We start from the raw sequence: 19,807 nt of genomic DNA on the forward strand, positions 1-19,807 counted from the left end.
CGGAACGCCGGTACCCCGTGCCCCGGCAGGCCTCCCGGCGCGCGGGAAGCGCCGCCGGGCCTCAGGATCGGGACCATGGATCTGCCTGTGATGCCCCCGGTCTCCCCCATGCTCGCGAAGCTGGTGACGGACATCCCCGCCGGCATGCAGTACGAGGCCAAGTGGGACGGCTTCCGGGTCATCGTCTTCCGGGACGGGGCGGAGGTCGAGATCGCCAGCCGTACGACGAAACCGCTCAACCGCTACTTCCCCGAGGTGGTCGCCGCGGTCCGGGAACAGCTGCCGCCGCGCTGTGTCCTCGACGGTGAGATCGTCATCGCCCATGACGGCCGGCTGCACTTCGAGGAGCTGCTGGAGCGCATCCACCCGGCCGCCTCACGGGTCCGTACGCTGGCCGGGCGGACGCCCGCCTCGCTCGTGGCCTTCGATCTGCTGGCCCTGGGCCAGGAGTCGCTGATGGCCGAGCCGCAGGCGGCGCGCCGTGAGGCGCTGGTCGAGGCGCTGCGGCCGGCCCGGGCTCCGGTGTACACGGCGCCCGCGACGACGGATCAGGAGCTGGCGCGCAGGTGGTTCACCCAGTTCGAGGGGGCGGGGCTGGACGGGGTGGTGGCCAAGCCGCTCGCCCTGCCGTACCGGCCCGGTGACCGCGCGATGTTCAAGATCAAGCATGCCCGTACCGCCGATTGTGTGGTCGCGGGCTACCGGCTGCACAAGAGCGGGCCGGTGGTCGGCTCGCTGCTGCTGGGGCTGCACGACCGCGCCGGGCAGCTCCAGCACGTCGGGGTGTGCGCCTCGTTCCCCATGGCCAGGCGGCGCCGGCTGGTCGAGGAGCTGGCGCCGCTGCGGATGGACGACGTCACCGAGCACCCCTGGGGGACGTGGACGGACGAGGCGGCGCACGCATCCCGGCGGATGCCGGGCGGGCCGAGCCGATGGAGCGGCGGCAAGGACCTGTCGTGGGTGCCGCTGCGCCCGGAACGGGTGTGCGAGGTGGCCTACGACCACATGGAGGGCGACAGGTTCCGGCACACCGCCCAGTTCCGCCGCTGGCGGCCCGACCGTACGCCGGAGAGCTGCACCTACGCCCAGCTGGAGGAGCCGGTGGGCTACGACCTGGGGCAGCTGCTCAAGGGGTGAGGGCCGCCGTCGTCAGCGCTGGTCGGCCTCCGGTGGCCAGCGGCGGCGGCTCTCCCCCGGCGCGAGATGGTCGACCACATCGGCCAGTTCCCGGCAGGCCTGCTCGATCTTGCGCCGGATGGCGTTCTGTTCGCTGACGATGGCCGACAGCAGCAGCGCGGTGAGCGCCGCGGACGCGTTGAGGGCCTGGAGGTTGACCATCGCCTCCAGCAGGCTGCTCCCCTTGAACGGTCCGGTGCGGCCGACCGCCGAGGAGATCGCCAGTACGGACACCACCAGGACGCAGGGCGCCGCACCCGCCAGCTGGAAGCGCAGCGCCGCCCACACGATCAGGGGAAAGACCAGGAACAGCAGCGAGAGCTCGCTTCTGACCGCCACCAGGGAGACCAGGACCGTGGCGACCGCCAGGGCCACCGCCTCACCCCAGCGCAACCCGGGGACGTCCCGCGGCCACCGGATCGTCCGCAGGGTCAGGACAAGCGGGGTGACGACCAGGATGCCCATGGCGTCGCCCACCCACCAGGCCGCCCAGGTACGCCAGAAGCCGCCGGGCGGCAGCTGACCGGTCAGCACCTGGCTGCCGGTGCCCAGCGTCGCGCTGATCAGCATGCCGGTGAAGGCACCGAGGACGACCAGGGCCACTCCGTCGCGCAGCCGGTCCAGTTCGGGGCGGAAGCCGGCCCTGCGGAGCATCAGACAGGCGCACACCGGGGCGAGGGTGTTGCCCACGATGACGCCGATGCCCGCAACGTCGGGCCGGGTGAGGGTCGCGATGACCAGGAGCGTGCCGATGGCGATGCCGGGCCAGGTCCACAGGCCCAGCAGGAGCAGACTGCTCAGGGCGATGCCGGTGGGCGGCCATAAGGGCGTGACCACCGCGCCGGCGACCACCACCTGGTCCAGCAGACCGATCCGTGCGGACGCGTAGTAGACGGCGGCGAGGACGAGGATCGTCAGGGCGGCCGGTGCGAGACGGCGGAGTTCCTCGGTGCGCACCACATCAGCCATCAGACAACGCGGGCGGCCGGGCGTCGGCAGCGACACGCGCCCCCGGTGCGTGCTTCACCCGGTGCTTGCCGTCGCCGCCGTCGAAGCGCAGCACGATCACCGCGGCGTCGTCGGTGTGCCCGGTGAACTCGGCCACGCTCATCGCCGCCGCGGCCACCGTCGCCGGATCTCCGGCGGCGTTCGCGCTGACCAGCCGGGTCACCTGATTCAGCCCGGCCTCGATCGGGAACGACGGCCCCTCCACGACGCCGTCGGTGAGGAGCACGAACGCGCCGGCGGTGGGGAGCCGGCGGCGGGTGACGGGGTAGCTCTCCCCCGGCACGATGCCCAGCGGCAGGCCTCCGGGGTCGTCGGCGAGGCCGAAGCGGCCGTCGGTGGTGGCCCAGATACCGGGGACATGGCCGGCCCGGGCGCTGGACAGCTCCCAGGCGACCGGGTCGAAGCGGACGAAGGTGCAGGTCGCGAAGAGCCCGCAGTCCACCGAGAGCAACAGGTCGTTGGCCCGGCTCAGCACTTCTCCGGGGTCGGCGGCATGGGTGGCGACGGCCCGCAGCCCGAAGCGGATCTGTCCCATGAAGGCGGCGGCCTCCACGTCGTGGCCCTGTACGTCACCGATGCAGAAGGCCAGCGATCCGTCGGGCAGCCGGAAGCCGTCGTACCAGTCGCCGCCGATGTCGAGGCCGTGCCGGGCGGGCGCATAGGTGGCGGCGGCGCGCAGCCCCGGCAGTTCGGGCAGCCGGGCCGGCAGCATCTCGTGTTGCAGCGCCTCGGCCAGCTCCACCCTGGCCCGCTGCTTCTCGGCGCCTTCGCGCGCCTGGGCGGTCAGCCGCCCGAGTGTGGTCAACAGGTCGTCGGCGCTCGCGGACCGCGGGGGACGACGCCGAAGCATGGATCGCTCCAAGGTGCACCGGTGAGGGGCCCTACGGGGGTGCGCTCCGTGCGGCAGCCCGCGGTGGCCTCCTGACCTGGCCTCATGGGGCTCACGGGGTGGGGAGCCCGCTCTTCCCGACTCATCATATTTCTGCGGTGTGACTTCCGCTTGACGGCCGGGCGGCGACGGCTGTCCGAGGAGCGCTGTGAGGCCCGTCGGCAGGGCTGCGGGAAGGCCTGGGCGCGCTGCCGTGAGGCGAGGCGTTCGGGTGACGCCGTGCGGGGCGTGGTGGGGTCCCACCGCGCCCCGCACGATTACCCTCTGCAAGCGCTCGTGCTCATGCCGCGGCGGGGCGGCCCGCCGCCAGATGCCGGACTCCGGACCGTACGGCCCAGAAGAAGACCGCGAGCGCCAGGGCGGCCACGGTGATCGAGTCGTACGGGGCGGGGAGCAGGCCGGAGCCCTCGAAGGTGCCGAGCCAGGACAGCACGGTCAGGGCGGCGAGGTAGGCCACCAGCCAGGCGCCGGTGCGCAGTTCGGCGGCGAGCGGGCGGGCGGGTCCGGCGCCGTCGCTCTCGACGGCCGCCGTGCCGCCGCGGGCGCCGGGGCGGCGCATGGCCAGGAAGATCAGCAGTCCGGCGAGGACGAGGGGCAGCGCCAGTCGCAGGTCGTGCCAGCCGGACCAGTAGACGAACTCGCCGGCCACCACGAAGCTGAGCGGTGCGATCCAGCGCAGTCCGGGCACCCAGCCCGCGGTGTGGCCGCCGGGTTCGGCGCGGAAGACGGCGACGGCGACCGCGGAGGCGGCGTAGATGAGCAGATACATGTCGCCCATCACGCTGACGATGTCCTGCCAGCCGCCGAACGGCAGCAGAAACACCACGATGACCAGGAGGTTGGCGACCAGTGCGCGGCGCGGGATGCCGAAGCGCTCGTTGACCTTCATGAAGTACCGGGGAATGGTGCCGTTCTTGGCGAGGGCATAGGTGTGCCGGGCGTTGATCGCGACGCCGACGTACGCGGAGCCGCCGGGCGAGATCACCGCGTCCGCGTAGAGCAGGCTGGACAGCCAGTGCAGGTTGAGGATCAGGGCGAGCTGGCCGAACGGCGACTCGAAGGAGATCCCCTGCCAGCCGTGGCCCAGCAGGTTCTCGGGGACGGTGAAGAGGAACGCCAGTTGCAGGGCGAGGTACATGGCCACGGCCAGGGCGATGCCGGTGAGGACCGCGGCGGGGATGGTCCGGCGCGGGTTGCGGGTCTCGCCGGAGAAGTCGAGCGGGGCCTGGAAGCCGTTGACGGAGTAGACGATGCCGCCGCCGGCCAGCGCGGTCAGGCAGGCCACATAGCCGTACGGGGCGAAGCCGCCGTGGTCGGTGAGCCGGCCGGAGTGCCAGCCGGAGGCGATCAGCGCGAGCACGGTGACCACCGGGATGGCTATCTTGAACACCGAGACCAGGTTGTTGAGTTGGGCGAACATCCGCACCGCGAACCAGTTCAGCGCCGTCAGCAGCACACTGAGGCCGGCCGCCAGGGCGAGCCCGGACAGGGTGAGGGTGTGGCCGTTGTAGAGGCCCGGGAGGAAGTGCGCGGCGTACTGCATGATCGCGCTGATCTCGGCGGCCGTACCGCCCACCGACAGCAGCGTCGACCAGCCGATGAGGGTGCCCACCAGCCGTCCGCTGGCGAACAGCGGCCAGCGGACCGTGCCGCCGCCCTCCGGCCTGGACGCCCCGAGTTCGATCAGGACCAGGGCGATCAGACCACACAGCAGACCGGCACCGACCCAGGACAGCAGCGCGGCGGGGCCGGCCGTCCGGGCCGCGTACATGGCGGCGAACAGCCAGCCGGAGCCGACGATGTTGGAGAAGCCGATGCCGGTCAGCCCCCAGAACCCCAGGTCGCGGTGCAACCGGCGCTCCTGCGCCTGCACTTCGGGCGTGCCGGCCCCGTCGGCCCCCTCTGCTGTCTGATGCTCTGCCACGAAAACGCTCTCCTTGCTTCGCTGTTCCGGCTCGCCGGACCCTACTTGACGATCACCGGACGTGAGTTCGGCGTCCACGGACGCCCTCAGGAGACCTCGGGCATGGTTCGCGCAGAGCGGGTAGGGGACGACTCGGGAGCCGCATCGGTTCACGGGGATGCCGGCTCCGCCGTAAGGGCGGATCGAGGCAAGGAGCAGCCGGATGACACTGCCGTGGCGTGAGGACGAGGGGTGGCGCCGCCGCTACCCGCAGCCCGGGCCCGACTGGACGCAGGGCATGCCGCAGGGGCCGACGGAGCCGCTGACGCCCATGGGGCGGGTCGAGCAGTACGGCAGGATGGGGAGCGCGCTGCGCGGCGGCCATATCGCTTCCTGGCAGCGGAAGATGATCCTCGGCTTCGCCATCGGCGCCGTCGTGGTCACCGTGCTGTCGGTGCTGCTGGTGCTCTTCGGCTGACCGTACGCCGGAGCCGTCCGCCAGGAGTCAGCTACAGGTCCAGCAGCCCGACCAGCAGGCGGAACGGCCGGCGCGGTGCCCCCGGGGGTGACGCCGGTCGACCGGGCGCTCCTCGGTGTCGTCGGCGGCGAGCGCACGCAGGCCCGCGAGCTGGGCGCACAGCACGACGGTGAGCGCGGCGAGTTCGTCGGGTTCGGCGTGGCCCTTCTCGATCCGCAGCGAGAGATGGGGCAGTTCGCTGGCCGGCGTGTGCTCCCCGGGGGTTGCGCCCGCACCGGCCGGGGTGCCTTCCTGGCCCGCCGCGGTCTCCTCGTTCGGTGCGGTCTCCTCGATCCGGGTGCCCTCGCCGCCGGTTCTGCTCTCGTCGGTGAATGCGTTCATGTGTGGGGGTCCATGGGCTCGGGGGCGGTGCATGGCAGGTGACGAGCCGCCCCGGTGTTGCACTGTCCGGGTTCGGGGCCGTGTTCGGACAGGTCACAGGGCCGACGCTAGGAGCGCGGTGCGGCGCTGTCGCGCCGGGAGCGGTCCGGCTGCGCCATTCGGGCGCCCGGCCGGGGTCCCAGGCGTGATATCCGGCGCCGGGGCCGTGTTGCTGCCGGTCCGCCACATCAGGGGCGGCGACGATCCGGCACAGGTATGTGCAGGCACGCGGGTGCGGGATGACGCAGTCAGGATGGCGGGACGATGAGACGTGATCAGGCCGGCGACGAACGTGCCCTTGTGCGGGACGACGGGCGCCGGGAATTCCTCAAGTGCGCGGCGGGCGTGGCCGGGGTCGCGGCGACGGCGGGGCTGAGCGGTGAGGCCGCCGCGGCGGACCGCCCGGTGGGCGTGCTGAGCGACGACGGGCGGGAGCTGCCCGACAAGGTCTCCTTCCACGGTCGCCACCAGGCCGGGATCATGACCGCCCAGCAGCTCTTCGCCGGCTTCGTCGGCTTCGATGTGCTCGCCGAGAACCGCGACGGTCTGGTGGAGCTGCTGCGCAGGCTCACCCACCGCTCGCGGGTGCTGACGGCCGGTGTGAAGCCCCGGGACGAGCGGATCGCGGCGGAGCGGCCGACCCCCGACTCGCTCACCATCACGTTCGGCGTGGGGGCCTCGCTGTTCGACGACCGGTTCGGGCTCTCCGGGCACAAGCCCCGGCATCTCAAGGCGATGCCGGCCTTCCCCGACGACCGGCTGGAGCCGCCCCGCTGCCACGGCGATCTGTCGCTCCAGGTCTGCGCGGAGCACCCCGACGCCATCGTCCATGTGCTGCGCGATCTGTCCCGGGAGACGGACGGGCTGCTGAGGCCCCGCTGGCGGGTGGATGCCTTTCTCAACCCCTCCCGGCCCTCCGGAGCGCGGCGCAACTTCCTCGGCTTCAAGGACGGGATCGTCAACCCGGACACCGCGTCCGGCCGGGAGATGGACCGGCTGATGTGGGTGACACCGTCCTGCGGTGAGCCGGACTGGGCGCTGGGCGGCTGCTACCAGGTGCTGCGGCTGATCCGCTTTCATGTCGAGAAGTGGGACAAGGTGCCGCTGGAGCGCCAGGAGCGGATCTTCGGGCGGCGCAAGGCGAGCGGTGCGCCCCTGGGCCGCGAGTACGAGACGGACGCGCCGGACTACCACGGGGACCCGCACGGCCGGCAGATCCCGCTGGACTCGCACATCCGGCTGGCCAATCCCCGTACCGCCAAGACCGACGCCTCCCGCTTCATGCGCAGGAGTTACAACTACGACGACGGTTTCGACAAGCGCGGGCGGATGAACCTCGGCCTGGTCTTCTGCGGCTATCAGCAGGACCCGGAGCGGCAGTTCGCGGCCGTGCAGCGGCGCCTGGAGCACGAGCCGCTGGCCGAGTACATCACCCCGATCGGCGGCGGCTACTTCTTCATCCTGCCCGGCGTACAGGACGCCGACGACTGGTTCGGCTCCCGGCTGCTGAAGAAGGTCTGAGCGGATGAAGGGCTGAGCGGGACAGCGGGCCGAGCGCGCGGTTGACGAGCGCAGGGCGGCGCGCGCGACGGACGGGCATCCGCCGCGCGCGCCGTCGTCGTACCGGCAACGCTCAGCAGATCCGGGGCAGTTGCTCCCCCAGCGGCAGGTCGACCACCCGGGTGCCGCCGAGCGGGGTGCGGGCCACGACCATGCCGGGGTGGGTTTCGACGGCTTCGCCGATGATGGTGGCGCCGGCGCCGAGGGGGTGGGTGCGCATGGCGGCGAGGACGGCGTCGGCGTGCTCACGGGGGACGAAGGCGACCAGCTTGCCCTCGTTGGCGACGTACATCGGGTCCAGGCCGAGGATGGCGCAGGCGTTGGCGACGGCCGGGGGGACGGGGATGGCGCGTTCCTGGATGACGATGCCGGTGCAGGAGGCACTGGCGATCTCGCACAGCGCCGCGGCCAGGCCGCCGCGGGTGGGGTCGCGCAGTACGTGCAGGTCGGGGGTGACGGCGAGCATGGTCTCGACGAGGCCGCCGAGGGCGGCGCAGTCGCTCTCGATCTCGACGCCGAATTCCAGGCCTTCACGGACGCTCATGATCGCCACACCGTGGACGCCGATGTCACCGCTGATGATCACCACATCGCCGGGGACGACGCGCTGCGGGCGCAGGTCGACACCGGCCGGGATCAGCCCGATGCCGGCGGTGTTGATGTAGACACCGTCGCCGTGGCCCGCCTCGACGACCTTGGTGTCGCCGGTGGCCACCTCGACCCCGGCGACCCGCGCGGCCGCACCCATCGCATCGGCGACACCGGCGACCACCGGCATCTCGACGCCCTCCTCCAGGATGAAGCCGCAGGAGAGGTAGGCGGCCCGGGCGCCGCTCATGGCGAGGTCGTTGACGGTGCCGTTGACGGCGAGGTCGCCGATGCTGCCGCCGGGGAAGAAGAGCGGCCGGACGACGAAGGAGTCGGTGGAGAAGGCGAGTCGGGCGCCGCCGAGGGTGACCGCGGCGGAGTCGCCGAGCTGGGCCAGGACCTCGCCGCCGAAGGCGGGGACGAAGATCTGCTGGACGAGTTCGGCGGAGAGCGCGCCGCCTCCGCCGTGTCCCATGACGACACGGGGCTGGTCGCGCAGCGGGGTGGGGCAGGTCCAGCCGGAGATGTCGACGGTGGGCAGGCCGCGGTCGGCCGGGGTGGGGGCGTTGGACGACGCCGCAAGGGGGGCCTGGGAGGTGTGGGGGGTGTCAGGCAACGGGGCTCGCCTCCAGCGGGGTGGGCGTGGTGCCGAGTCGGCGGTAGAGGTAGTAGGCGGCGCAGGCACCCTCGCTGGAGACCATGGTGGCGCCGAGCGGGGTGCGCGGGGTGCAGGTGGTGCCGAACGCCTCGCACTCGTGCGGCTTGAGGAGCCCTTGCAGGACCTCGCCGCTGCGGCACGCGGCCGGTTCGCGGGTGGTGATGCCGTCGACGGAGAAGCGGTGCTCGGCGTCGTACTCGCGGTAGCGCTCGGAGAGCCGCCAGCCGCTGGCCGGGATGGTGCCGATGCCGCGCCAGGAGCGGTCGGTGACCTCGAAGACGTCCGCGAGCATGGCCTGGGCGGCCGGGTTGCCCTCGGTGCGGACGGCGCGCGGGTAGGCGTTGTCCACGGTGTGCTCGCCGCGCTCCAGTTGGCGGACCGTGCGGCGGATGCCTTCCAGGATGTCCAGCGGTTCGAATCCGGTGACGACGATCGGGACCCGGAAGCGTTCGGCCAGGGCCGGGTACTCGCTCATGCCCATCACGCTGCACACATGCCCGGCGGCGAGGAACGCCTGGACCCGGCAGCTGGGCGAGGTCATGATCGCCTCGATGGCGGGCGGGACCCGGACGTGCGAGACCAGCAGGCTGAAGTTGGGGATGCCGAGCTTACGTGCCTGATGGACCGTCATGGCATTGGGTGGCGCGGTGGTTTCGAACCCGATGCCGAAGAACACCACCTCGCGGCCGGGGTTCTGCTGGGCGATCTTCAGTGCGTCCAGCGGGGAGTAGACGACCCGTACGTCGCCGCCCTCACTGCGCACCTGGAACAGGTCGCGGTCGCTGCCGGGGACACGGAGCATATCGCCGAAGGAGCAGAAGATCACGTCGGGGCGGGCGGCGATCTCCAGGGCCTTGTCGATGACCTCCAGCGGGGTGACACAGACCGGGCAGCCCGGCCCGTGGATCAACTCGACCTGGTCGGGAAGGAGTTGGTCGATGCCGTGGCGGATGATGGTGTGGGTCTGGCCGCCGCAGACCTCCATCAGGGCCCAGGGCCGGGTGACCGTGGCGCGGATGTCGTCCAGCAGCCGGCGGGCCAGCTCCGGGTCCTGGAATTCGTCGATGTACTTCACTGCCGCGCCTCCTGCGCCGTAGTGCTCACGGTGGCCGCCGGAGCATCACTCACCCCAGGGGCCGCTTCCTGCCCGCCCTGGGCTGCGGCCGCCTCCCAGGGGTCGCCGAACTCCTCCTGGAGCAGGCCCAGTTCCTCGAAGAGGGCGAGGGTCTGCCGGGCCGACTCCTCGTCCAGGCGCTGGAGTGCGAAGCCGACGTGGACGATGGCGTACTCACCGACCTTCAGGTCGGGGACGTACTCCAGGCACACCTCCTTGACCACTCCGCCGAAGTCGACGGTGGCCATCCGGGTGCCGTCCCGTTCCTCGATGTCCAATACCTTGCCGGGTACCGCCAGGCACATGGGAACTCCTCGTCATGGGTACGTTGCGGCTGCCTCGCCGCGATGCCGGTCAGGGCAGCCCCACCCCGCCGTACAGGGGTGCGGTACGGGCCGCCACGACGATCTGGCCGAGGGCCAGTCCCCCGTCGTTGGGCGGGACCCGGCGGTGGCGCAGCACGGTGAAACCGCCGTGCCGCAGCAGGCGGGCGGTGGCCTCGGCCAGCAGGGTGTTGGCGAAGACCCCGCCGGTCAGTGCGACGGTCTCCAGGCCCGTGCGCTCCCGGGCCAGCGTGCAGCTGCGCGCCACCAGGTCGGCGACCGCGGTGTGGAAGCGGGCGGCGATCAGTGCCGGGGCGGTGCCCGCGCGGACGTCGGCGACGACGGCGGCCAGCAGCGGTGCCGGGTCGGCGAGGGTGTCGGCGGCCGCCGGGCCGGTCAGGTCCGGCGGTGCGGCGTGCAGGCCGAAGGCGTAGCCGGGACCCTGGTCGGTGCCGGCGGCCAGAGCCGCGGCCTCCAGCTCGATGGCGGCCTGGGCCTCGTACCCGGCGTGGTGGCAGATCCCGGCGAGCGAGGAGACTGCGTCGAAGAGACGGCCCATGCTGGAGGTGGGCACACAGTTCAGGTCGCGCTCCAACTGCCGTGCCAGCAGCCGCCGTTCGTCGGGCGGGCAGGCCGCGACGGGGGGCAGGTCGTCGGCCCAGTCAAGGCCGGCGGCGCGCAGATGGGCCAGCGCCATGCGGTAGGGACGCCGTACGGCGGTGTCGCCACCGGGCAGCGGGACATACGCGAGCCGTCCGAAGCGGCGGTAGCCGTCGTAGTCGGCCAGCAGGATCTCCCCGCCCCACACGGCCTGGTCGTCGCCGTAGCCGGTGCCGTCGAAGGCCACGCCGATGACCGGCCGGCCGCCGTCGAGGCCGTGTTCGGCCATGGCCGCGGCGATATGTGCATGGTGGTGCTGGACGCGGACGAGCGGGCGGCCACGGGTGTGGCGCTCGGCCCACTGGCCGGAGCGGTAGCCGGGGTGCCGGTCGGCGGCGAGCAGCTGGGGGCGCACACCGGTCACCGTCTCCAGGTGCGCCTCGGCCTTCTCGAACGCGAGCTGGGTGGCGAAGTCGTCCATGTCGCCGATGTGCGCGGACAGCCAGGCGCGGCGCCCCTCGGCGAGGCACAGCACGTTCTTGAGGTCGCCGCCGGCCGCGAGCGCGGGCCGTACGGGCACCGGGAGCGGGACGGGGAACGGCGCGTAGCCGCGGGAGCGGCGGATGATCAGCGGTTCCCCGTCGCTGATCCGGACCACGGAGTCATCGCACGGGATCCGGATCGGCCGGTCGTGGGTGAGCCAGGCGTCCGCCAGCTGCCCCAGCCGCCGCACCGCCTCCTCGTCGTCGGTGACGATCGGTTCGCCCGCGAGGTTGCCGCTGGTCACCACCAGCAGCCGGGGGCCGGGAGGATCGCCGGGCAGACCGAGCAGCAGGTGGTGCAGCGGGGTGTACGGGAGCATCACGCCCAGGTCGGGGCTGCCGGGCGCAACGGCCTCGGACAGCGCCGGTGCGCCGGGGCGCGGTGTGGGTTCCGGGATCCGGCGCAGCAGGACGATCGGGCGCCGGGGCCCGGTGAGCAGTGCGCGTTCCTCGGCCCGGACGCGCACCAGGTGCTCGACCTCGGCGATCTCACGGGCCATCAGGGCGAACGGCTTGTCACCGCGGGCCTTGCGGCGGCGCAGCAGGGTGACGGCGGCGTCGTCGGAGGCGTCGCACACCAGGTGGTAGCCGCCGAGGCCCTTGACGGCCACGATCGCGCCGTCGGCGAGGAGTTGCCGGGCGCCGGCGACCGGATCGGGGTCCGGTGCCGGCCGCGGCGGTGCGGTGCGGTCGGCGGGATCGGCGGTCAGCAGGCGCAGCCGGGGGCCGCAGTCGTGGCAGGCGATGGGCTGGGCGTGGAAACGCCGGTCGGCCGGGTCCGCGTACTCCCGCGCGCACTGCCGGCACATCGGGAAGCGGTCCATGGTCGTCAGCGCCCGGTCGTAGGGCAGCCCGTCGACGATGGTGAAGCGCGGCCCGCAGTGCGTACAGGTCAGGAACGGGTGCCGGTGGCGGCGGTCGGCCGGATCGGTCAGCTCGGCGAGACAGGCGTCGCAGGTGGCGGCGTCCGGAGCGACCAGGGTGCGGGCGGGGCCGTGGCCACGGGAGGGGCGGATGGCGAATCCGGGGTCGCCGACGAACGCGATGGCCTCTGCGTCGACGGCCTCCACCACGGCGAGCGGCGGCGCCTCGCCGCTGATCCGCTCGGCGAAGCGGGCCAGCGCTTCGGGCGCGCCCTCGACCTCGGCGACCACTCCCTCGGCGGTGTTGGTCACATGGCCCGCGAGACCCAGTCCGGTGGCGAGGGTATGGACGAACGGCCGGAAGCCGACGCCCTGGACGACGCCGCGCACGGTGATCCGGCGGCGCGCGGCGGCCGTGGCGGGGGCGGGAGCGGGGGTGCGGTCGACCTGCCCGGTGGTCATGAGCGGCTCGGCGCCACGGAGCCGGGATCGGGCCGGCGGACGTGGCCGCCGGTCACCCGCGGGGCGTGGACGTGCTCCTCGTCGCGCGGCTGCCCCTCCTCGGCGTCGTGGACGTGGTGGGACTTACGGGTCATCACCGGGATGTGCACCGGCGCTCCGTCGCGCGCCGCCAGCGCCCGGTCCAGCAGCACCCCGTCCCCCTCGCCGGCGCGCGCCGAGGTGAGCACGACCTCGACGCCGGGGTTGATCCGCTCGACATTGGCGCGGAACTCCGCCTCGTCGAAGGAGACCGCACCGGCGATATCGGTCTTGGTGACGACGACGAGATGGGCGAGCCCGAACGCGGTGGGGTACTTGAGCGGCTTGTCCTCGCCCTCGGTCACCGACGCCAGCACCACGCGCAGCGTCTCCCCCAGGTCGTAGGAGGCCGGGCAGACCAGGTTGCCGACGTTCTCGATGAACAGCAGCCGGGTGTCGGCGGGCAGCCAGCCGTGCAGGTGCCCGCCCAGCATCTCGGCCTCCAGGTGGCACAGCCCGTCGGTGAGGATCTGTTTGACGGGGACTCCGGAGCGGGCCAGCCGTACCGCGTCGTTCTCGGTGGCCAGGTCGGCGGTGAGCGCGGCGACGGGGATGCCCCGGTCGCGGGCGAGGGTGAGTTCGCGCTCCAGGAGGGCGGTCTTGCCGCTGCCGGGGCTGGAGAGCAGATTGACGACCGCGGTGCCCCGGGCCGCGAGGTCCTCGCGCAGGGTGTGGGCGCAGGCGTCGTTCTTGGCGAGGACCGCCTGTTGCAGGTCGACGACACGGCACATGGTTCAGCGCTCCTGATGAATCGGTAGGTGTGCCGGGGCGTCGTTCCAGCACACGCTGACGATCTGCAGTTCACGGCCGGAGAGCAGCCCGTCCGTCGCACCGCCGCAGCCCGGGCAGCTGAGCCGGGGTGGCATGCCCGTCGGCCAGGTGCGGGCACAGGGGCCACAGCGGGCGCGGGCCGGCACCGTGTCCAGGGCGAGTTCCGCGCCCTCCAGCACCGTGCCCGCACAGGCGAGTTCGAAGGAGAAGGTCAGGGCGTCGGGGACCACTCCGGCCAGTTCGCCGACCTGGAGGCGGACGCTGCGGACCGCGGTGGCCCCGTCGGGCCGGGCCGCGCCTTCGACCTGGTCCACGACCGCAAGCGCGATGGACATCTCGTGCATCGGTCCCTCTCTGGTGCGGGACGACCGGGTGCCGCTCGGCTTCATTAGACGGCGCTGCGACGGGGCGGCCGGGGTGCCTCGCCGGGGCGGAGCGGTGGCGTACACCGTTCGGTGCAGCGCGGTGGGGTCACATGGACCGCATGCGCAGGTACCGCTTGAGGTCGGGCAGCATGGTCTTCAGAACGAGCGCGAGCGCGGCGGCGGCCGCACCGCTGAGAATGAGCTTCAGCATGGCGTGTGTTCCTCTCACTGGGTGTGGCGCCCGGCGGCGGCCGGTGCCGGCTCTTCCTCGGACGTCCGGATCGGCTCGTCCTCGGCGGTGGGTGACGGTTCGTCCGCGGTGGCCGGTTCGGGGTCGTCCTCGGCGGCCGGTGCGGGCATCTCGTCCGCGCCGACGAGGCTGCGGATCAGGCGGACCGCCTCGTCGACCGCGGCCTCGACCGGTGCGCTGAGGCCGATTCCTTCGGCGAGGTCGGCGGGTTCGCAGCCGACGACCATGACGCGCTGCGGGCGCCGGCCGCCGGTGCCCGCGCTGAGCGTGTCGAGCAGCGCGAGCACGGTGTCGGGGGTCATGTGGTGGCCGTCGAGCGCGGTGTCCCTGGGCCGTTCGGCGGCGGGGTCGGTGGCGTCGAGCAGGTGCAGCGTTCCGGGTTCACCGCCGTGCGCGGCGGCGTCCACGAGCAGCACGGTGTGGTAGCCGTCCAGCATCTGGTAGGCGAGGTGAATGCCGCGTACGCCGGCGTCGACCACCTCGACGCCCTCGGGCAGGGGGTGTTCGGTGAGCCTGCGCACGGCCTCGACACCGAAGCCGTCATCGCCGAGGAAGATGTTGCCGACCCCGGCGATCAGGGTCTTTCCGTGCGGTGCGGTGACGGGGGCAGCGGTGTTCACGCGTCCTCCAGAGGGGCGATCTCATCGGGTTGGAAGTACAGGAACCGGCCCTGCTCCCGCCGGATGTCGGCGCCCGGATCGCCCTCGACGGTCACCGCGAGGTGCACCCCGCCGTCGACGTCGTGCAGGACCGCCTCGACATGGGCGGTGCGGCCCTGGAGGAAGAGGTCCTGGGCGTCGGTGCGGCGCCGGCCCGGCTTCAGCAGCACCCGGCTGCCGGCGCCGACCTGCCGGCCGTCGACGGTGATCCGGTCGCGTACGGGATCGACGCTGCGGTCGCCCTCCGGGTCCCACCAGGGGGTGTCGGGGCGGACGCCGGGTACACCGGGGGCGGCCGGCGCTTCGGGAGCGGCCGGGCCGGGTGCGGTGACCTCGCGCAGCGCCCGTACGGCGCCGTGCAACCGTTCCAGGACCTCGGGCGGCAGGGTGTCGGCGAGCTCGATGACCTCGGCGGCGCGCGGGTCGGTGCCGCGGGCCTCGCGTTTCTCCTGGTCGGTCAGGGCCGCGGTGCGCAGGGTGAGGATCTCGTCGATCTCCAGCGCGTCGTAGAGCGCGCCGGGGCTTTCCGGGGCGATGGCCGGGTGGTCCTCCAGGATGATCGGGGAGGACAGCACGACATCGGCGCGGCCCGGCTCGCCGGCCAGCACCGGCCAGACGTGCTCATTGCGACAGGCCGCGACGGCGGCCCTGGCCCATTCGGGCGGGTCGGTCATGGACAGGAACGAGCCGGCGCTCAGGCCGAGCAGGAGGTGCGCGCCGACCAGGGAGTGCGGGAGGGCCGCGTCCCGGTCGGTGCCGGTCTCGCCCGGTGTCCACTCACTGGTGTTCTCGACGGTCGCGGTCAGCCGCAGCGCCGCGTACGGTCCTTCGAGCTCGGTCGCGGTCAGCCGCACCCGCCCGTTGACCTCGGCGCGGTGGCGCACCAGCCGGCCGACCGGCCGGCCGTCGGCGTCGTGCACCAGCTCGGTGTCCTCGCGCGCGGGCCGGGTGAAGGGGATGGTGAGGCCGTCACCGGCCAGTTTGGAGACCTCCGCCTCGAGCGTGATGCGCTCCTCGGTGCCTTCGTCCCAGGGGACCAGGACCCGGTCGGGCAGTTCGAGGGCGTCGACGGTGTGGAAGCCGTCGGTGCCGAGGCGTTGGACCGTACGGCGCTGGGCGTGCAGAAACCGCAGTTCGGCCGAGAGCCGGGCGCCGGCTCTGGGCTCCATGAGGCATTCGGTGCGCTGGGAGGAGTGCTCCGCGCTCCCGGCGCCCCAGCGCGGCGGTACGAGCACGCCGAACTGCCAGCGCAGCCGGTTCTTGGCGGCGGAGGCGCGGTACGGATAGAGCACATAGCCCTCGAAGAGCACGGCGTCGGCCACCTGGCGGGCGGCGGCGAAGCGGTCCGCCGTGTCGTCGGGCAGGACGCTGGTCGTCACGGCGCGGTCCTCTCGCTGACGGGGCGGGCGGCGGCGCGGGGCAGCGGCCGGGCGTGTGGTGCGGGCGGTGGTTCGGGGCCGTCGGCGCCGGCCAGCAGCGCCTCGACGGCCGCCTGCCAGGAGGGCAGGGCGTGCCGGGAGCGGTAGGCGAGCAGGGCGTCGAGGGTTTCGCGGGGCAGCCGCAGCCAGCCGGAGCCGGGGAAGTGTGTCTCGGTCATCTCCTGCCAGACGGCGACGGGCATCCGTACGGACGCCTCCTTGCTCCAGGGCACCGGGTGGACCTGGAAGCCGCCGGCGCCGGCGAAGACCGTGCCGGAGAAGAGCAGCAGCAGTGGGATCTCGCCGTCGCGCAGCGCATGGAAGTAGCGGCCGGCGGCCACCTCCAGGTCGTAGGAGCACGGGACGGGGAGGTCCACCTCGGTCTCGCCGGTGAATCCGGGGACGACGAGGGAGACCTGGGCGAACTGGAGGGCGTGCAGGGTGCTGCCCCAGCGGGACCGGGCGCCGAAGAGGTCGGCCAGCGCTTCGGCCTCGTCCTCCCGGTAGTTCCGCCGCGCCGGTTCGATACGGAGCTGGCAGCGCAGGGCGATGGCGTGCACCCGGGCGGCGGGGTCGGCGGCGGTGAGGCGGAGCCGGAAGAGGAGGGTGGGGGCGGCTGCGTAGCGGTCGGCGCGTACGCCGGTGCATTCGAAGGACAGCTCGGTCACGGCCGGTCGTCCTCTCTGGGTGCGCGGGCCCGGCGTGCGACCTTGGTGAAGAAGTCGCCGAGCGCGGCGCGGGCCTCGGCGCCGCCGTCGAAGCCGTGCCACAACAGCCGCATCCGGCCGACGAGTTCGTAGCAGGCGTCGACCGGCACCAGGTAGCAGTCGATGCGGCCTTCGAAGCGGCGCAGCAGCAGCGCCTCGACATCGGGCCGGAGCAGGGCGGCCAGCCGGCTGGCGGTGAGCACGGTCTGCCAGGTGGACGGGTCGAGTTCGCTCTCGGTGGCGCCGGCCGGGCTGGGGTAGAGCGCGATCAGCCGGTCCAGTGCGCTGTTGCGCAGGAAGAACGCGACGCCGACCGGGATCCGCAGCAGGTCCCAGGCCGCCTCGTCGAGGGTGTGGCCGGGGTCGGCGAGATAGCGGTCGGGGACCGTACGGAACTGTCCGGTGCCGGCGCCGGGGCGTTCGAAGAGCAGCGCGCAGGGGGTGCAGGCGCAGGCCAGGGCGCGGCGTTCGGTGTCGACGAGGTGGCGGTGGTTGTGCTCGGCGAGCACCACGGCGCACAGTTCGCAGCGCTCGGGGGCGGGGGGTGCGGGTGTGCGGAAGCGGCGCAGGCCACGGTGGGCGCCGGGCGGCCCCAGGCGCGTCGGCGCGTTCTGCGGGCCGCTCACGAGGCGGTGACGGCGGTCGGTGGCCGGCGGGAGATCTGGAGCAGGGCCGGCTCGGGCGGGGCGGCGGCCGCCTCCCACTGCACCGAGGTCACCTCGGGTGCGAAGCAGCGCACCGCGGCCTCGACCGCCTCCTGGCCGGCGCCGGCCGAGCTCGGGCAGCCGCAGCCGCCGGAGCCTCCCGGACGCAGCCGCAACGCCCCGGTGTCCGGGTCGAACTCCGCGACGTCGGCCGGGTGCTGGCCGCGGACGCTGTCGAGGGCCCGGTCGATTCGGGCCGCGGGGGGCTCGGGGTGCAGATCGTGCAGGACGAGCAGGCTGCTCACCAGCTCGTCGCGGAGCAACGCCGCCCCCGGTCCTTCGCCGCCCCCGCCGCCCTCCACGAGGCGCATGACGCGGGCGAGTCCCGCGCCGTAGAAGTCCATCAGGACGCGGACGAGCTCTTCGGCGGCGGCGCTCACCTCGCGGTCGTCCCGCCGGGCGAGCCGGTCGAGGATCTCCTCGACCCGTCGGCCGGCTTCCTCGGCGTGCGGCACGGCGGCCGGATCCTGGGCGGTGGCGGCGCTCATCCGGACAGTCCGCTCAGGCCGGTGGGCACATGCATCTTCTGTACGGACCGGCCGTCGCCGACGTACATGTGGACGCCGCAGGGCAGACACGGGTCGAAGCTGCGCACCGCGCGCATGATGTCGATGCCCTTGAAGTTGTCCGGGGAGTTCTCCTCGAAGATCGGGGTGTTCTGGACGGCGTCCTCGTACGGGCCCGGGGTGCCGTAGGTGTCGCGGGTGCTGGCGTTCCAGGGCGTCGGCGGGTACGGGTGGTAGTTGGCGATCTTGCCGTCCCGGATGACCATGTGGTGCGAGAGGACGCCGCGGACCGCCTCGGTGAATCCGACGCCGATGGACTCGTCGGGGACCTCGAACTTCTCCCAGGTCTGGGTGCGGCCGGCCCGGACCTCCTCCAGGCCCATCTCGGCGAAGTGCAGCGCCATGGCGGCGGAGTACGCCTGGAAGTAGGTGCGGGCGCGGTTGCGCTCCAGCGCGTTGCTCCACTTCGGGATCTTCCACTCGAAGCGCACCTCGGGCCGGGTCATGCTGCGCGGCAGGTCGATGACCACGCTCTGGCCGGTGGCCTTGACGTAGGGGGTGTCGACGAGTCCGGACAGCGCGGTGGACCACAGGCGGGCGAGCGGGCCGCCGCCGGTGTCCAGTGCCAGGTGCTCCTTGCCGTCGAACCAGCGCGGGGACATCACCCAGCTGTACTTGTCGGCGAAGTCCCGCTTCTGCGGGGCGGGGATGGTGTGCTGGTTCCAGGGGTGGCGCGGGTCGACAGGGTTGCCGAGCGGGTCGTGGGTGACGAACTGCTCCTGGCCCGCCCAGTCCTGGTAGTAGGAGCTGCCCAGCAGGATGCGGATGCCGAGGTTGATCTCGGTGAGGTCGTTGGTGACCAGTTTGCCGTCGATGATGATGCCGGGGGTGACGAACATCTTGCGCCCCCAGTCCGTCATGTTGCGGTAGGTGAAGTCGCAGTGCTCGGGGTCGTTGAAGGCACCCCAGCAGCCGAGCATGACGCGACGCCGGCCGACCTCCTCGTAGCCGGGCAGCGCCTCGTAGAAGAAGTCGAACAGGTCGTCATGGAGCGGTACCACGCGCTTCATGAACTCGACGTAGCGCATCAGCCGGCTCATGTAGTCGGTGAAGAGCTGGACGCTGGCGACGGTGCCCACCCCGCCCGGGTAGAGCGTGGAGGGGTGCACATGGCGGCCCTCCATGAGGCAGAACATCTCCCGGGTGTAGCGGCTGACCTGGAGCGCCTCGCGGTAGAACTCGCCCTCGAGGGGGTTGAGGGCGCTCATGATGTCGCCGATGGTGCGGTAGCCGTGCTGGTCGGCGTGCGGCGCCTCGGTGCGCTGCGCGAGTTCCCACACCCCGGGATTGGTCTCGCGGACCATCTTCTCGCAGTAGTCGACGCCGACCAGGTTCTCCTGGAAGATGTTGTGGTCGAACATGAACTCCGCGGACTCACCGAGGTTGATGATCCACTCCCCCAGGTGCGGGGGCTTGACCCCGTAGGCCATGTTCTGGGTGTAGACCGAGCACGTGGCGTGGTTGTCGCCGCAGATGCCGCAGATCCGGCTGGTGATGAAGTGGGCGTCACGCGGGTCCTTGCCGCGCATGAAGACGCTGTAGCCGCGGAAGACGGACGAGGTGCTGTAGCACTCCGCCACCCGCTTCTGCTTGAAGTCGATCTTCGTGTGGATACCGAGGCTGCCCACGATCCGGGTGATCGGATCCCAGGACATCTCCGTCAGACCGCTGCCGTCACCGGCCGTCTTCGTCGTCGGTGCCATCG

At 72.6% G+C, this 19,807-nt stretch carries 20 protein-coding genes; 3 read left to right on the forward strand and 17 right to left on the reverse strand.

Going from position 1 to position 19,807, the window contains the following annotated elements; translation table 11 throughout:
- The first annotated feature begins 75 nt into the window (after positions 1–75).
- Positions 76–1,137, forward strand: coding sequence for an ATP-dependent DNA ligase (locus tag ACZ55A_RS23265; protein WP_468843124.1), 1,062 nt, complete (start codon positions 76–78; stop codon positions 1,135–1,137).
- Positions 1,138–1,149: 12 nt separating this feature from the next.
- Here the strand turns inward: ACZ55A_RS23265 and ACZ55A_RS23270 are convergent, their stop codons facing one another.
- The 3 genes from ACZ55A_RS23270 to ACZ55A_RS23280 all read right to left on the reverse strand — a co-directional run bounded on the left by ACZ55A_RS23270 (position 1,150) and on the right by ACZ55A_RS23280 (position 4,925).
- Positions 1,150–2,136: an MASE1 domain-containing protein gene (locus tag ACZ55A_RS23270; RefSeq protein ID WP_468843231.1), complete on the reverse strand. Its 987-nt coding sequence runs from the start codon at positions 2,134–2,136 to the stop codon at positions 1,150–1,152.
- A gap of 1 nt (position 2,137) precedes the next feature.
- Positions 2,138–3,034, reverse strand: coding sequence for a PP2C family protein-serine/threonine phosphatase (locus tag ACZ55A_RS23275; RefSeq protein ID WP_468843127.1), 897 nt, complete (start codon positions 3,032–3,034; stop codon positions 2,138–2,140).
- 319 nt (positions 3,035–3,353) lie between these two features.
- Positions 3,354–4,925 (reverse strand): APC family permease, encoded by a 1,572-nt coding sequence (locus ACZ55A_RS23280; protein ID WP_468843234.1) that lies wholly within the window; start codon positions 4,923–4,925, stop codon positions 3,354–3,356.
- Positions 4,926–5,199: 274 nt separating this feature from the next.
- Here ACZ55A_RS23280 and ACZ55A_RS23285 point away from each other — a divergent pair, with 274 nt between their 5' ends.
- Positions 5,200–5,454 (forward strand): hypothetical protein, encoded by a 255-nt coding sequence (locus tag ACZ55A_RS23285; protein WP_468843129.1) that lies wholly within the window; start codon positions 5,200–5,202, stop codon positions 5,452–5,454.
- A gap of 27 nt (positions 5,455–5,481) precedes the next feature.
- Here the strand turns inward: ACZ55A_RS23285 and ACZ55A_RS23290 are convergent, their stop codons facing one another.
- On the reverse strand, positions 5,482–5,835 hold the full coding sequence (locus tag ACZ55A_RS23290) for an acyl-CoA carboxylase subunit epsilon (protein WP_468843132.1): 354 nt from the start codon (positions 5,833–5,835) through the stop codon (positions 5,482–5,484).
- 303 nt (positions 5,836–6,138) lie between these two features.
- Between ACZ55A_RS23290 and efeB the strand changes: the two genes are divergently transcribed.
- Positions 6,139–7,395: an iron uptake transporter deferrochelatase/peroxidase subunit gene (gene efeB, locus ACZ55A_RS23295; protein ID WP_468843134.1), complete on the forward strand. Its 1,257-nt coding sequence runs from the start codon at positions 6,139–6,141 to the stop codon at positions 7,393–7,395.
- A 112-nt stretch (positions 7,396–7,507) separates the two neighbouring features.
- Here efeB and hypE read toward each other — a convergent pair whose 3' ends face one another.
- The 13 genes from hypE to ACZ55A_RS23360 form a co-directional block, all read right to left on the reverse strand.
- Entirely contained in the window at positions 7,508–8,563 is a 1,056-nt protein-coding gene (gene hypE / locus ACZ55A_RS23300) for a hydrogenase expression/formation protein HypE (RefSeq protein ID WP_468843236.1), read from the reverse strand.
- A gap of 67 nt (positions 8,564–8,630) precedes the next feature.
- Positions 8,631–9,755, reverse strand: coding sequence for a hydrogenase formation protein HypD (gene hypD / locus ACZ55A_RS23305; RefSeq protein WP_468843137.1), 1,125 nt, complete (start codon positions 9,753–9,755; stop codon positions 8,631–8,633).
- Positions 9,752–10,099 (reverse strand): HypC/HybG/HupF family hydrogenase formation chaperone, encoded by a 348-nt coding sequence (locus ACZ55A_RS23310; protein ID WP_468843140.1) that lies wholly within the window; start codon positions 10,097–10,099, stop codon positions 9,752–9,754. The genes hypD and ACZ55A_RS23310 overlap by 4 nt, the downstream gene beginning before the upstream one ends.
- 49 nt (positions 10,100–10,148) lie before the next feature.
- Positions 10,149–12,584 carry a carbamoyltransferase HypF gene (hypF, locus tag ACZ55A_RS23315; RefSeq protein ID WP_468843143.1) on the reverse strand — a complete coding sequence of 812 codons (2,436 nt, stop codon included), beginning with the start codon at positions 12,582–12,584 and terminating at the stop codon, positions 10,149–10,151.
- Entirely contained in the window at positions 12,581–13,393 is an 813-nt protein-coding gene (hypB, locus tag ACZ55A_RS23320; RefSeq protein WP_468843146.1) for a hydrogenase nickel incorporation protein HypB, read from the reverse strand. The genes hypF and hypB overlap by 4 nt, the downstream gene beginning before the upstream one ends.
- A gap of 3 nt (positions 13,394–13,396) precedes the next feature.
- On the reverse strand, positions 13,397–13,777 hold the full coding sequence (locus ACZ55A_RS23325; RefSeq protein WP_468843149.1) for a hydrogenase maturation nickel metallochaperone HypA/HybF: 381 nt from the start codon (positions 13,775–13,777) through the stop codon (positions 13,397–13,399).
- 127 nt (positions 13,778–13,904) lie between these two features.
- On the reverse strand, positions 13,905–14,009 hold the full coding sequence (locus tag ACZ55A_RS23330) for a DUF6893 family small protein (protein ID WP_468843152.1): 105 nt from the start codon (positions 14,007–14,009) through the stop codon (positions 13,905–13,907).
- Positions 14,010–14,023: 14 nt separating this feature from the next.
- Complete coding sequence (locus ACZ55A_RS23335) at positions 14,024–14,668, reverse strand: hydrogenase maturation protease (protein WP_468843155.1); 645 nt, start codon at positions 14,666–14,668, stop codon at positions 14,024–14,026.
- The gene (locus ACZ55A_RS23340; protein WP_468843157.1) at positions 14,665–16,086 is read right to left on the reverse strand and encodes a hypothetical protein; all 1,422 of its coding nucleotides are present in this window, start codon (positions 16,084–16,086) and stop codon (positions 14,665–14,667) included. Before ACZ55A_RS23340 ends, ACZ55A_RS23335 begins: the two co-directional genes overlap by 4 nt.
- A complete protein-coding gene (locus tag ACZ55A_RS23345) occupies positions 16,083–16,793 on the reverse strand; it encodes a DUF6084 family protein (RefSeq protein ID WP_468843160.1) in 711 nt (236 codons plus the stop codon). Before ACZ55A_RS23345 ends, ACZ55A_RS23340 begins: the two co-directional genes overlap by 4 nt.
- A complete protein-coding gene (locus tag ACZ55A_RS23350; protein WP_468843163.1) occupies positions 16,790–17,458 on the reverse strand; it encodes a DUF5947 family protein in 669 nt (222 codons plus the stop codon). Before ACZ55A_RS23350 ends, ACZ55A_RS23345 begins: the two co-directional genes overlap by 4 nt.
- Positions 17,455–18,024, reverse strand: a complete 570-nt coding sequence (locus ACZ55A_RS23355; RefSeq protein WP_468843165.1) for a hypothetical protein — start codon at positions 18,022–18,024, stop codon at positions 17,455–17,457. The genes ACZ55A_RS23350 and ACZ55A_RS23355 overlap by 4 nt, the downstream gene beginning before the upstream one ends.
- Entirely contained in the window at positions 18,021–19,805 is a 1,785-nt protein-coding gene (locus tag ACZ55A_RS23360; protein ID WP_468843168.1) for a nickel-dependent hydrogenase large subunit, read from the reverse strand. The genes ACZ55A_RS23355 and ACZ55A_RS23360 overlap by 4 nt, the downstream gene beginning before the upstream one ends.
- Between the last annotated feature and the right edge of the window lie 2 nt (positions 19,806–19,807).

It is taken from the genome of Streptomyces sp. NPDC034111 (assembly GCF_055575375.1).

Bases quoted from the DNA above. Each gene is read 5' to 3' on its own strand.
- ACZ55A_RS23355 (WP_468843165.1), bottom strand. From the start codon at position 18,024: ATGAGCGCCGCCACCGCCCAGGATCCGGCCGCCGTGCCGCACGCCGAG.
- ACZ55A_RS23310 (WP_468843140.1), bottom strand. From the start codon at position 10,099: ATGTGCCTGGCGGTACCCGGCAAGGTATTGGACATCGAGGAACGGGAC.
- hypF (WP_468843143.1), bottom strand. From the start codon at position 12,584: ATGACCACCGGGCAGGTCGACCGCACCCCCGCTCCCGCCCCCGCCACG.
- ACZ55A_RS23290 (WP_468843132.1), bottom strand. From the start codon at position 5,835: ATGAACGCATTCACCGACGAGAGCAGAACCGGCGGCGAGGGCACCCGG.
- ACZ55A_RS23330 (WP_468843152.1), bottom strand. From the start codon at position 14,009: ATGCTGAAGCTCATTCTCAGCGGTGCGGCCGCCGCCGCGCTCGCGCTC.
- hypB (WP_468843146.1), bottom strand. From the start codon at position 13,393: ATGTGCCGTGTCGTCGACCTGCAACAGGCGGTCCTCGCCAAGAACGAC.
- ACZ55A_RS23265 (WP_468843124.1), top strand. From the start codon at position 76: ATGGATCTGCCTGTGATGCCCCCGGTCTCCCCCATGCTCGCGAAGCTG.
- efeB (WP_468843134.1), top strand. From the start codon at position 6,139: ATGAGACGTGATCAGGCCGGCGACGAACGTGCCCTTGTGCGGGACGAC.
- ACZ55A_RS23275 (WP_468843127.1), bottom strand. From the start codon at position 3,034: ATGCTTCGGCGTCGTCCCCCGCGGTCCGCGAGCGCCGACGACCTGTTG.
- ACZ55A_RS23360 (WP_468843168.1), bottom strand. From the start codon at position 19,805: ATGGCACCGACGACGAAGACGGCCGGTGACGGCAGCGGTCTGACGGAG.
- ACZ55A_RS23325 (WP_468843149.1), bottom strand. From the start codon at position 13,777: ATGCACGAGATGTCCATCGCGCTTGCGGTCGTGGACCAGGTCGAAGGC.
- ACZ55A_RS23285 (WP_468843129.1), top strand. From the start codon at position 5,200: ATGACACTGCCGTGGCGTGAGGACGAGGGGTGGCGCCGCCGCTACCCG.